The organism is Solibacillus palustris, assembly GCF_022549215.1.
Taxonomy (GTDB): domain Bacteria; phylum Bacillota; class Bacilli; order Bacillales_A; family Planococcaceae; genus Solibacillus; species Solibacillus daqui.
The window spans coordinates 1,075,410-1,088,020 of record NZ_JAKZFC010000001.1 but is presented as its reverse complement, the minus strand read 5'-3'; the positions used below and the strand labels follow the sequence as shown (position 1 = coordinate 1,088,020).

13 protein-coding genes are annotated in these 12,611 nt (G+C 38.4%); 1 reads left to right on the top strand and 12 read right to left on the bottom strand.

The window, feature by feature from the left end:
• Positions 1-39 precede the first annotated feature (39 nt).
• The 12 genes from LZ480_RS05155 to dapB all read right to left on the bottom strand — a co-directional run bounded on the left by LZ480_RS05155 (position 40) and on the right by dapB (position 11,339).
• Entirely contained in the window at positions 40-378 is a 339-nt protein-coding gene (locus LZ480_RS05155; RefSeq protein ID WP_241368306.1) for a transketolase, read from the bottom strand.
• 102 nt (positions 379-480) lie between these two features.
• Positions 481-1,815 carry a dihydrolipoyl dehydrogenase gene (gene lpdA, locus LZ480_RS05150; RefSeq protein ID WP_241368305.1) on the bottom strand — a complete coding sequence of 445 codons (1,335 nt, stop codon included), beginning with the start codon at positions 1,813-1,815 and terminating at the stop codon, positions 481-483.
• Positions 1,816-2,705: 890 nt separating this feature from the next.
• The gene (locus LZ480_RS05145) at positions 2,706-3,071 is read right to left on the bottom strand and encodes a DUF423 domain-containing protein (protein WP_241368304.1); all 366 of its coding nucleotides are present in this window, start codon (positions 3,069-3,071) and stop codon (positions 2,706-2,708) included.
• 109 nt (positions 3,072-3,180) lie between these two features.
• Positions 3,181-3,768 carry a 3D domain-containing protein gene (locus LZ480_RS05140; RefSeq protein ID WP_241368303.1) on the bottom strand — a complete coding sequence of 196 codons (588 nt, stop codon included), beginning with the start codon at positions 3,766-3,768 and terminating at the stop codon, positions 3,181-3,183.
• Between the two features lie 294 nt (positions 3,769-4,062).
• Positions 4,063-4,446, bottom strand: coding sequence for an aspartate 1-decarboxylase (gene panD / locus LZ480_RS05135; RefSeq protein ID WP_241368302.1), 384 nt, complete (start codon positions 4,444-4,446; stop codon positions 4,063-4,065).
• Positions 4,439-5,302, bottom strand: a complete 864-nt coding sequence (panC, locus tag LZ480_RS05130; protein WP_241368301.1) for a pantoate--beta-alanine ligase — start codon at positions 5,300-5,302, stop codon at positions 4,439-4,441. Before panC ends, panD begins: the two co-directional genes overlap by 8 nt.
• The gene (panB, locus tag LZ480_RS05125) at positions 5,302-6,138 is read right to left on the bottom strand and encodes a 3-methyl-2-oxobutanoate hydroxymethyltransferase (protein ID WP_241368300.1); all 837 of its coding nucleotides are present in this window, start codon (positions 6,136-6,138) and stop codon (positions 5,302-5,304) included. Before panB ends, panC begins: the two co-directional genes overlap by 1 nt.
• A gap of 539 nt (positions 6,139-6,677) precedes the next feature.
• Positions 6,678-7,661, bottom strand: a complete 984-nt coding sequence (locus LZ480_RS05120; protein ID WP_241368299.1) for a biotin--[acetyl-CoA-carboxylase] ligase — start codon at positions 7,659-7,661, stop codon at positions 6,678-6,680.
• Entirely contained in the window at positions 7,639-8,805 is a 1,167-nt protein-coding gene (locus tag LZ480_RS05115; RefSeq protein ID WP_241368298.1) for a CCA tRNA nucleotidyltransferase, read from the bottom strand. The genes LZ480_RS05120 and LZ480_RS05115 overlap by 23 nt, the downstream gene beginning before the upstream one ends.
• Positions 8,774-9,937 (bottom strand): N-acetyl-alpha-D-glucosaminyl L-malate synthase BshA, encoded by a 1,164-nt coding sequence (gene bshA / locus LZ480_RS05110; RefSeq protein ID WP_241368297.1) that lies wholly within the window; start codon positions 9,935-9,937, stop codon positions 8,774-8,776. Before bshA ends, LZ480_RS05115 begins: the two co-directional genes overlap by 32 nt.
• Before the next feature lie 183 nt (positions 9,938-10,120).
• Positions 10,121-10,525, bottom strand: a complete 405-nt coding sequence (gene mgsA / locus LZ480_RS05105) for a methylglyoxal synthase (protein WP_241368296.1) — start codon at positions 10,523-10,525, stop codon at positions 10,121-10,123.
• A gap of 16 nt (positions 10,526-10,541) precedes the next feature.
• Entirely contained in the window at positions 10,542-11,339 is a 798-nt protein-coding gene (gene dapB, locus LZ480_RS05100) for a 4-hydroxy-tetrahydrodipicolinate reductase (protein ID WP_241368295.1), read from the bottom strand.
• A 360-nt stretch (positions 11,340-11,699) separates the two neighbouring features.
• On the opposite strand from dapB, the gene LZ480_RS05095 reads away from it, so the two are divergent.
• Entirely contained in the window at positions 11,700-12,566 is an 867-nt protein-coding gene (locus LZ480_RS05095; protein WP_241368294.1) for a YitT family protein, read from the top strand.
• The last annotated feature ends 45 nt before the right edge of the window (positions 12,567-12,611 follow it).

Genomic DNA, 12,611 nt, shown 5'->3' with positions numbered 1-12,611 from the left:
CTAAAATGCAATAATTTTCTATCATTTTCTGAAAATTTATTAAAAGGAACCAGGCAAAATCTCACGTTGATAATGCACATTCTTACGTAACCAAACATTTAAAATTTGGCGATGTGTTAATAGCTTACCGCGCGAAGTATGACGACGCTGTGCTTCTTGCAAACTTTCTAGTAAAATACGAGTCTCCGTTAAGCAACTTTCTGGTTCTACAATTACCTTTAACGTTGGGCTTATGAAATCATGTTTTTGTAACTGTGCTAGTATTTTGGCAAACTCTTGACCCATGGCAATATAATTTTCTTCAATCTTTAAATCGATACAAGTAAAAAGTGCTTGCTCCACTTCTTTTTCAATAATTTCTATTATTTCTTGTTCCATCGGTGCACCTCATATAGTCTTTTGTATCATCATTATAGCGAATAACTAATTGGCTATAAAGAAAAGCATGTTCAAATATTATGAACATGCTCTAACTATTTATTAAGCGTGAATCGCTTTGCCAAATACCGAACGTGCTGCATCTCCAACATGTTCACTTACAGTTGGATGTGGGAATATTAAACGTGCCAAATCTTTGACTGATCCCCCTAATACTTTAGCCGCTAGCATGGAGTTAATCATTTCCGTTGCACCATCACCAACAACACATGCACCGTAAATATCCCCTTCTGGACTTGCCACAAACTTCATAAAGCCTTGTGTATTGCCCTCAAGTAACGCTTTCGGGTTTGTTGGTAAATACATTTTTGTTACGATTGAATCAGACGGTGCTTCGTGTTCAAGCATTCCGAATGTAGCGATTTCTGGATGCGTATACACACAGCGTGGAATTTCTTGCTGATTGATCACCTTTGGATGCTTCCCTAAAATGAAATCTACCGCATGTATACCTTCTGCACTAGCAGAGTGAGCAAGTTGGAAACCACCGACTAAATCACCAATCGCAAAAATGCCTGGGATACTTGTTTCATAATGATTATTCACCTTAATCAAACGACCATCCATATCCATTTCAAGCGCGTCAGCAATTTGTATATTGGGACGTCTGCCTGTTGCGAACAATAAATTTTCAAACGGGTAATTACCAATCGACGTTTGAATATAGTCTGCATGAATCTCCTCAAATGTGAATTCTGTAATGAGTTCAATGCCTAATTGTTTCATTTTCTCTTTAATAATTGGGCGTGCATCTGGCTCTTCTGTTTGTAAAATATCTTGACTATGGTTTAATACTGTCACCTTTGTTCCCATTGGTGCTAAAGCAAAGGCCATCTCAATTGCAATGACCCCACCACCGATGATCGTTAATTGCTTTGGTAGCTCTTGAATACTAAAGAACGTATCTGTAGTATGGTAATCTGCTGTTTCAATCCCTTTAAATGGCGGTACAAACGGTGTACTACCTGTGGCTAAAATCACTTTGTCGGCTGAAAACGATTCATTCCCTACAATGACTTTACGCTCGGCTGTGACCGCTGCTTCCCCTCGATACATTGTAATTTGTGCGTTTTCAATAAATGTTTCAATATTCGTTAACAACTCTTCGACCACTTTATCTTTTCGCTTCATTAACTTTGAAAAATCAATATTAATTGTCGGTACCGTAACGCCCCAATCTGTACCACGTCGAATTTCTTGCACTAATTTACTATGTTCTAGCATAATTTTAGATGGGATGCACCCTACGTTATAGCAAGCACCCCCTACTTTATCGCGTTCTACTAACGCGACCCTCAAACCACTTTTTGCTGCATGAATTGCTGCTACATAGCCTCCTGGACCAGCACCAATTACAGCTAAATCAAAGTTTTCCATTTTTTCCACCTCATTTTTCACATTAACATCACAATATTTGGAATGCAACCGAACTTGAATTTTTTACATGTGTAAAGTAGATTTCATGTGAATCTTTACATATGTATAAACTAACTAAAAAATGGATTAAGTGCAGTGTCACTTATTTTTGGCGGGCTACGGCAAAGCTAAAACCAGCCGCTGTCTAGGTTGGTTTTAGCTTCTGCGACGAAAGCGAAGCGACAGTCGCATGACTGCTTCTGCGGGGAGTAAAATCTCGATTTAACTCTCCTCGGCGCAAAGAGAAATTCTAAAAATGTTTTAGAATTTCCCTTTACTACTGTCTTTAATGCCGCATGCAAAGCCCGCCAAATTAAATTTTTCTTCTTTTTAATAGTTAAAAGAGTCCAATGCTGCCGCTAGCGCGAGGCGGCGGTGATGAATAAAATAGTACGATGTATACAATATTTTATCTTTGATTAAAAGTTAGCTACAACAATAAAATTAGCTACTTTCATTGTGTCAAAGCTTAGACTTTATTTTAATAACAAAGCTTTAAACAGCATACTTCATAAAAACCTTTGTAGTATAAACGAACTTTAACTTTTTAGTAGAGTGCTGCGAAGTGAAGTAAGGCTCAAATGCCGTATGATTTGAGCCTTGCTTTGCGACGAAAGCGTAGCGACAGGAGCACATTTTTTTGGGCGACTCCTAGAGGATTAAGCGTGCGCGGAAAATCCACTTGTATGTGCCACCGTAAGAGGCACATACAAGTTAGTTGTAGCCACGCCCTCAGGAAAGCGTCCCCCGCAGCGTAGCAGAACGGATTATATTAGATAAATACACTTTGTTCCAAATATTGTATTGAAAAATGCCTTTTATGAAAACTAGACTATTTGGAACAACATTAGCTACAGAACACCTACAGCAACACAAATCCATCCAGCAATAAAGCAGACACCACCAATTGGCGTAATGGCACCGAGCTTTCGTATTCCAGTAACTGAAAGTACATATAAACTACCCGAAAACAGTACAATACCAGCCAACATTAAATAGGCTGCTACTTCTAAAATTTGTAATTCCCCTACTACACGCATCACTAATCCAACACTTAGGATTGCTAGGCTATGGTACATCTGATAACGTACACCTGTTTCAAATGTTTGCTCATAGCGTTCCTCCGCAAATTTGCCTTTTAACGCATGCGCGCCAAACGCACCGATTGCTACAGTTATCGCACCTAAAAATGCACCCACTGCTAAAATAATTTCCATAAAACGCTTCCTTTCATACATGCATATCTATTTTATTATCACTTACATTATTTATAAATAAAAGAAAAAACGCAAAAACCCGAAATCTGAATGGTTTTTGCGCTTTTGATTATTTTAAAATTTTGATTTCTACTTTTTTACGTCCCCAACTATACGCTTCTTTCTTTGTTTTCATAAAGACATCAATTTTCCCGCCTTTAATCGAACCACCTGTATCTCCAGCTATTGCAATTCCGTATCCCTTCACCCAAACTTTTGTGCCAAGTGGAATCATATCTGGGTCAACCGCAATTAGTTTAATATCAGGGTTTTTGTGTAAATCAATACCATATGCTGTTTTTCCAGAACAGCCATTACAACTTGCCGTAAAGGCACTTGCTTCCACTGTTAATGTTTTAACAACCTCATAACCGTCTATTGTTTCTATCTCTTCTACTGACTTTTTCGGCTGCTCTTTTGGCGTTTCTTTTGGTTTTTCCTCAGGTAATCTTAATACTAAGTGCTCTACGATGTCGTTTGCACTTTGTATTCGATTTAAGTCTAATAGCTCTTGAACAGTAGTATCGTAACGCTTTGCAATTTCTTCAATATTTTCTCCGGCTTTTACTGTATATGTGGCTGCATTAGTGGTATTTACATATAAAATTGAACTGAACAAGAATAGAGACAGGCTTAAAATTAATTTATGCTTAAACATTATAGCCATTTCCTCCTGTTACATTTAAAATATTTGGTATTTATAAACTACCATTAGTTTACACATTAAATATTTCAAAGATATTACAGGTGTATAATATATTTATTACAAAATGAAACAACAAAACCTTTTTTTGTAACAAAAAAGGGAATGTCCAAGAAGTAATTCTGGGACATTCCCTTTGCGCCGAGGATGGAGGCCAACACGATGTTGGTCATGAATGCGTTGTCACAGGACGTGACGCTTTTTGCATTCGTTCCTTATTCTGACCACCGCAGAAGCACCGCCTACAGATTACATTACTGTTGCTTCTGGCTCGTAACTAATCATTTCTTTAATTGTGTTGTTTTCGCCCATAATCGCAACAGTTGGCTTATGGTTATCTACTTCTTTGTTGTCTACATAAACGTACGAAATAATAATGACAACATCACCCTTTTGCACAAGGCGTGCTGCTGCACCGTTTACACAAATCACACCAGATCCACGCTCACCTGCAATAATATACGTTTCAAAACGTGCACCATTATTATTATTCACAATATGCACCTTTTCATTTGCTAACATCCCTACCGCATCTAAAATATCTTGGTCGATTGTAATTGAGCCAACATAATTTAAATCTGCCTGCGTCACTTGTGCGCGGTGAATTTTACTATTCATCATCATTCTAAACATGTGCCATTGCCCCTTTTAACGAAAAGATTTCATTATCTATTAAACGTGTTTTTCCAATATACACAGCAACGGCTAACAGGATTTGATCCGTTTCCGCAGTCACTTCTGTTAAATCTGGATAAGCTAAAATTGATAAATAATCAATTTTACCGTCCGTATTATACTCAATTAGCTTCGTTGCTAATGCGAGCGCCTTTTCAACATCTTCTGTTTCTTGCAATTCACGTTTTGCAAGCTGTAGTGCCTGTTGAATAGCAGGTGCTTGCGAGCGGTCTATCGGCGTTAAATAGACATTACGACTTGATTTTGCTAAGCCATCTTCTTCTCGTACAATGGGTACAATTCTCAATTCAATTGGAAAATTATAATCACGTACCATTGTTTGAATAATCGCCACTTGCTGCGCATCCTTTTGACCAAAATATGCTCGATCCGGCTGAACTAAATTAAATAGTTTAGCTACGACTTGAAGCACACCATCAAAATGTCCTGGACGACTTGCACCACATAGTAATTTAGCTTGACGACCTGCTCGAACTCGTATGCCACCATCTTGAGGGTACATTTCTTCAACTGAAGGCGCGAAAATAACATCAACACCAACTGATTCTGCTAACTTCTTATCACGCGCTAAATCACGTGGATAAGACTCAAAATCTTCATTCGGACCAAATTGAGTTGGATTGACAAAAATGCTCATAACCACTAAGTCATTTTCTTGTCTAGCATTCGTTGCTAATGTTAAATGGCCCTCATGTAAATAGCCCATTGTCGGGACTAACCCGATAGTTTGCTGTTGTTTTTTTGCATGGAGAACAATTTCTCGTAATTGTGCAATTGTTGTAACTACGTTCATTATTTTACGCCTCCATACAGCTCATTTAACTCTTCTTCTTTCATTGTAAAGCTATGTGCTAATGTTGGGAATGTACCAGCCTTCACTGCATCCGTATAGCCTTTAATACCGCGCTCAATTTCATCGCCAACCTGAGCAAAGCTGTGTACAAATTTTGGCATATGATGTTTGCCAAAATGCAATAAATCATGGAATACAAGCACTTGTCCGTCTGCTTCTGCTCCTGCTCCAATACCAATTGTCGGGATCGTTAATTTTTCTGATACTACCGCAGTTAATTGATGGGGAATGCATTCTAACACAATCGCACATGCCCCTGCTTGCTCAACTTCTAAGGCGTCTTGAATTAACTGTTCTGCTTGTTCAGCTGTTTTCCCCTGTACTTTATAACCACCTAGCACTCCTGCTGATTGTGGCAATAATCCTAAATGCGCAACTACTGGAATACCTGCATCCGTTAATTTTTTAATAACTGGTACAATATCGCCTGCACCTTCCACTTTTACTGCGTTGGCATTAGTTTCTTGCATCATACGCACCGCCGTTTTCAATGTGTCATTTACATCTCCGTGATACGACCCAAATGGCATATCCACAACGATAAACGTCTGTGGTGCGCCGCGACGAACTGCTTTACTATGATGAATCATGTCATCCACCGTCACGCGCATCGTCGATTCATAACCAAGGACAACCATCCCCAAAGAATCGCCCACTAAAATCATATCCACTCCAGCATCTTCAGAAAATCTTGCTCCTGGATAATCATAAGCCGTCACCATGACGATTTTTTCTCGCTGCTGCTTCATCATTAAAAACTGAGCTGTCGTTTTCATTTTGTCCTCCTTCATTTTGAGGAAGAAAACAAAAAAGCTCTCCCATCTAAAATTAGACAGAAGAGCCCTATTGCGTAAATTAAACAATTAGGTTTTTTTCATGCGTCAAAAAACAAATGTTGCAGCAATTGCAACAAAATGATTTTTTTAGAATAGTAGTTGCCTACTAAACGAGTTATTTAACGCGTGTTTTCTTCCGTCCCTGTCACTATGGATCAAGGCAGATTTTTTATAGTAGTATAATAATCACTTTGCTAGGTACAGTTCTAGCTAACTAGATACTGTCCTAGAACCACTATATCAATTTTAGAAGAAAACGTACAGAGGAATAAATTACACCTCAGCTAACTTTTGTCCAGATTTTTTTCGAGCTGGCCCGAAAAAAATCTGTGACATCCGCTTGAGGCAATAAATTGAATCAGCCGGGGTTTGAATCCCCGTGAATTAAAGTCATACATTGGCATTCTCCCCTTATAACAGTGGAGAACTACTGTACCTATCGCTTTACTTATAGTACAAAAAGAATCTACTTAAGCAAGTTAAATTAGTTCAATATCAGCTGAATAAACACCCTTTACGACACCATTAGCCTGACGTATCTCAAGTACACCTGAATCGGTAATGGCGATTGCTTCACCTTCTACAACTTCACGTAAAGTTGTCGCGCGCACTTGGCTTCCAATTGTACAAGATGATTCTTCCCATAGCTTTTTGATTAACGTGAAGCCATTCTTCACATACTGATCACTAAATTGCTCTAAATAATTGAGCACCTGGGCAACTAAATGTACACGATCTATTGATTCTTTTCCTTCAATAGCTAAAGAAGTCGCGATGTGGTGCAATTCTACCGGAAAATCCTCAAGCTGCTGATTTACGTTAATCCCAATTCCGATTAATAGTGCTTGTATACGATTTTCTTCAGCAATCATCTCCGTTAAAATACCTGTCGTTTTTTTACCATTTACTAAAATATCATTGGGCCATTTAATTTGTGGCGTGAAGTTTTTAAACATCGCTTTCATGGCATTGACAATTGCAACGGCAGTTACAAGCGTAAATTGCGGTGCTTGATGCGGTGCGATTTCTGGTCGAATAATAATCGTCATCCAGATACCCTTTCCCTGAGACGACTCCCATTCACGCATCATTCGACCACGTCCAGCAGATTGATGCTCTGCAATGACAAGTGTCCCGTCTGGCGCGCCTTGACGAACTAGGTCATGTGCAACAAACTGCGTAGATTCGACGCTATCAAAATAATGCACCTGTTGACCATAGCGCTCCGTCGTTAAAAGTTGCTTTAACTGACCGAAATCCACTTTATCCGGCACTGCCACTAACTGATAGCCACGCTTTTTTATTGTTTCAAATGTGTAGCCTTCCTGCTGCAAACTTTGCATATGCTTCCAAATGGCAGTCCGTGATACTTGAAATTCATCAGCCAGCTGCTGACCCGATATCGGCTCACCGTTTGCCTGTAAAAATCGTTGCAAAATTTCATCCTTCAACGTTAGTTGCATGAAACCATTCCTTTAACTTTTGTTTGTCGTTTACTACGTCACCATTTACTACGGCTCGTAATGAAGTGTCTAACATTTCCTTAATCCATGGACCGCGTTTTTTATGCGACCAAGCCATTACATCTTGCCCAGTAATTGCTAGCTCTTTCGCAGACTGAATTGGCAATGTTAATTTTTGTTGTTGTAACTGCTCCCACGAAACATTAATGGTTTGCTGTTGCCACTGTGTAAACTGATACGCTGTGTGCAAAATTTCTACATCAAAGTACAATAACTCAATTTTTTCGATGCCTTTTAAAAGACAATCATATGCTTCAAGTACCTGCTTAGCAAACTGTTTATCCTTATTCGAGCATCGGAATTGTGTTAATAGCGCTAATTCGTTATTCACTAAACAAAAATACGCCCAGCCGACCTGGCGATTCTCTGACTGAAAATATTGCCAAGCCCTAGAGTCAAATTCACCATTTAAATGCTTAGCAAGATTAGATTCTTGCATATAATGGATCCCTTGCGCTGGAAATTGTGATGTAAAGATTTTTGATAATTCGACTTGAATACGCTCCATCGCGATTAACTCAATCGATGCTGCCTGTTTTTGAATCGCTGCAAATGTCTGATCGTCAATCTTAAAATTTAATTGCGCTGCAAAACGAACGGCTCGAAGCATGCGTAACGCATCTTCCTTAAAGCGTTCCTCAGCATTCCCAACTGCGCAAATTAACTGCTCGTCAATATGCTTGCGACCATCGAAAAGATCAATAAAATCACCTGATTGACTAAGCGCCATTGCATTCATCGTAAAATCCCGACGCTTCAAATCCTCGGCTAAATTTCGGACAAAATGCACTGCATCTGGTCTACGATGGTCGGTGTAAGTTGATTCTGTACGATACGTCGTCACTTCAATTGGCTCGTTTTGATGTAATACAAGCACTGTCCCATGTTCGATCCCAACATCAATTGTATGTGGAAAAATTGCCTGTATTTCTTGTGGTAACGCGCTTGTTGCAATATCAATGTCATTATTTTCTTTTGTCAAATAATAATCTCGTACCGCGCCACCAACGATAAATGCTTCAAAACCGGCGTGTTCAATCTGATTAATTACGTCAATTGCGATTTGCCATTGTTTCGGAATCATTTTTCTTTGCGACCACTCTTTCATATAGATCTTCGTATTGCTTAATAATTTTGTGCTGATGGAAATGTTCGGATACAGCATGAAGTGCAGCTTGACGGAATGCAGAATGCTGTTGTTCATCTTGTAACAGTTGCACTGCATAATCCGCTACTGCCTGAGTATCCCCTAGCTCTACAATGTAACCATTGACACCATGCTCAATAACTTCAGGTATACCACCAATTGCCGTGCCAATTCCTGGCACACCGCAAGCCATTGCTTCTAGTAGTACAAGTCCAAAAGATTCTTTTTCAGATAAGAGTAACTTTAAATCACTAATCGTATAAAGCTCTGTAATATTTTCTTGTTTCCCTAAAAACAGTACATCTTTTTTATATGCCGAAGCTTTTACTTGTTCCATGACACGATGTTTTTCAGGACCATCGCCTACAAGTAATAGTTTCGCTGGCATTCGAGCTCGAATTTTCATAAACGATTCGATGATATCAGGTAAATTTTTAATTTTGCGGAAGTTTGAAACGTGGATAATGACTTTTTCATCGTCCTCTATGCCAAACTGCTGCTTTAAATTCCCTGGATTTCCTGGTTTAAAGACTTGTTCATCAACAAAGTTATAAATTGTGTCAATAGGAGCATTTGTGTCAATTAAATCATAGGTTTGTTGTTTTAAAGCTTCTGAAACAGCCGTTACAGCATCAGAACGATCAATACCGTATTTAATGGCCTGTGCTAATGTTGAATCTTCGCCAAGGACTGAAATATCTGTACCATGAAGCGTTGTAACAATACCGAAGTCTCGTCCGCTCATATCACGTGCTAAAACCGCACACACTGCATGTGGAATCGCATAATGCACATGTAAAATATCTAAATGTTCTTCTTTAATCACGTCCGCCATCTTACTTGCAAGTGCAATATCGTATGGTGGATATTGAAATACCGAATAATTATTCACTTCAACTTCGTGGAAAAAGACGTTTGGATAAATTTTGTTTAATCGAAATGGTACGCTCGATGTGATGAAATGAATTTCATGACCACGCTCTGCTAACATTTTCCCTAGCTCTGTTGCAATTACACCAGAGCCCCCTACAGTTGGGTAACATGTAATACCAATTTTTAATTTTTTCATTCGTCTCACCAACCCTTCAAAAGTACGTATCCTTCTCATGTTAGAAGTAACGCCTCTGGTATTTGTTGCAAATTTTATTAGGAACTTCGAGTTTTCATAAGAAATGCGCTAATTTGAAAAAATTTATAATTTCTTATACTTCAAAATAAATCTGAATGTAATAAAGTAAGCGTCATTGATTCTTTATTGTCTACGTTCTCCTAAAGTGCGCCAATCGACAAAGCCTTCTTTTAATCCTTTTAATAGGATTTCAGCTGTCCCCATATTTGTCGCTAAAGGAATATGATACAGGTCACATAATCGTACTAATGCCATAACGTCCGGCTCATGAGGTTGTGCCGTTAATGGATCGCGGAAGAAAAATACCATATCCATATCATTATTAGCAATCATTGCACCAATTTGTTGATCTCCGCCAAGAGGGCCAGAGCGAAATTTCGTAATTGGTAAACCTGTTTCAGCTTCAATCATTGTTCCTGTGGTACCTGTTGCATATAAGTCATGCTCTGCTAAAATCGCTTGGTAAGCAATTGCAAATTGAATTAAATTATCTTTTTTACGATCATGTGCAATTAATGCAATCTTCATATACGTCATCTCGTTTCTAAATAATATTCTCTAGCCCGTAAATTAGCGATTCACGTTTCATCACTTCTTCTACACAAAACGCGATGCCCCCCATAAAGCTACCACGATTATATGAGTCATGACGAATCGTTAATAATTCACCTGTTCCTCCAAATAATACTTGTTGATGCGCTACTAAACCGGGCAGACGCACTGAATGAATGCGCATCCCTTCGTATTCAGCACCACGCGCACCAGTATGTGTTTCTTGTTCATCTGGATGACCTTGTTGTTTTGCATTGCGCACTTCACTAATCATTTGCGCTGTTTTAATGCCTGTTCCTGACGGTGCATCTAACTTTTGATCATGATGCATTTCGATAATTTCAACATCTGGGAAGTATTTAGAAGCCTCTTTTGCAAATTTCATCATTAATATCGCACCAATTGCGAAGTTCGGTGCAATGATACAGCCAATTTTCTTATCTTTCGCTAAATCTTGCAACTCTTGTAATTGTTCGTTTGTAAAGCCTGTCGTTCCAACTACTGGTCGGATATTATGTAATAATGCTTCCTTCGTACGTTCATACACAAAATGTGGGTTTGTTAAATCTACGAAAACATCCGGCTTCGTTTCAGCAACTAATCGTGCAAAATCCGTATAAACTGGAACTTCATAAGTTGTCGGAAATTGCTCCAATTCAGCTAATGTTGTTCCTATTTCTTTATAATCTAGCACCGCTACTAACTCCATTGCCTCATGCTTCATTACAGTATGTACGGCCTCGGTTCCCATTTTTCCGCGTGCACCAGCAATTGCTACTTTAATTGACATTACTAAAACTCCTTTTTCCTATACATGATTATTAATAATATGATGAATAATTAAAAAAGACATATCCTATGCGAAATGCTGTTTTTTCTAATTTGGATTTCAATGAAAAATTAATACTATCCTATCCACTCAAAATAAATACCCTTCCTTATTATGCAATGGTTGTTGTCAAAAGTACAAAAATCTAACATAATAAGGTGAATCTTCATACAATCGTTTTTTTCGGGTAATCACTTACTTGTTACATTGTCTTGTTTCATTTCACACATTTTCATTACTTCCTGCCCAATTTGCGGGACAAACGATGTAACTTTTTCAGCTTTCTAAACAAAATTTTAATCGTATCTTAGGAGGATGACAATGCAGGGCATCAAAATTAAAAACATCATCGGTATCCTCATTGGAACTGCCATCTTTAGCTTTGGTTTTGTGCATTTTAATATGCAAAACCAACTTGGTGAGGGCGGTTTTAGTGGCATTACACTTATTCTATATTTTACACTAAATTGGGACCCAGCATTACTGAATTTGCTATTAAATATACCGATGTTTATTATTGGCTGGCGCTTACTTGGAAAGAAAACGTTCATTTACACGCTTATCGGCACATTTGGTGTTTCTGTTTTCTTAAAAATATTCCACATGTATGAATTCAAAATGAACCTACAAGAGGATTTATTCCTCGTTTCCTTATTTGCAGGTGTATTCGTTGGGGTTGGTTTAGGGATTGTATTCCGCTTCGGTGGGACAACAGGTGGAGTTGATATCGTCGCCCGCCTAGCAAATAAATATTTAGGTTGGAGCATTGGTAAAACGATGTTTGGCTTTGATTTTGTCGTTATTATTTTATCATGGGCAACATTTTTGGATGCCCGCTCGATGATGTATACATTAGTTGCTGTTTATGTAGGGGGGCGCGTAATTGATTTCGTTCAAGAAGGAGCCAATTCAGCAAAAGGTACATTCATCATTTCTCCAAAATCAAATGAAATTGCCGATTTAATTTCTAATAATATGGAACGAGGAGTAACAATATTCGATGGTCATGGTCACTTTACAAAAGAGCACCGAGATGTATTATATTGTGTCGTTGCACGAAATGAGCTTGTACGTTTAAAAAATATTATTTACGGTATTGACCCTCACGCTTTTGTAACGATTATGGATGTACGAGATGTTTCAGGTGAAGGCTTCACATTAGATGACAAAAAACAACCGATACATTAAAAGAGAGCACTGAAAAAGTCGATTCATACTACTATTTTAGTATGA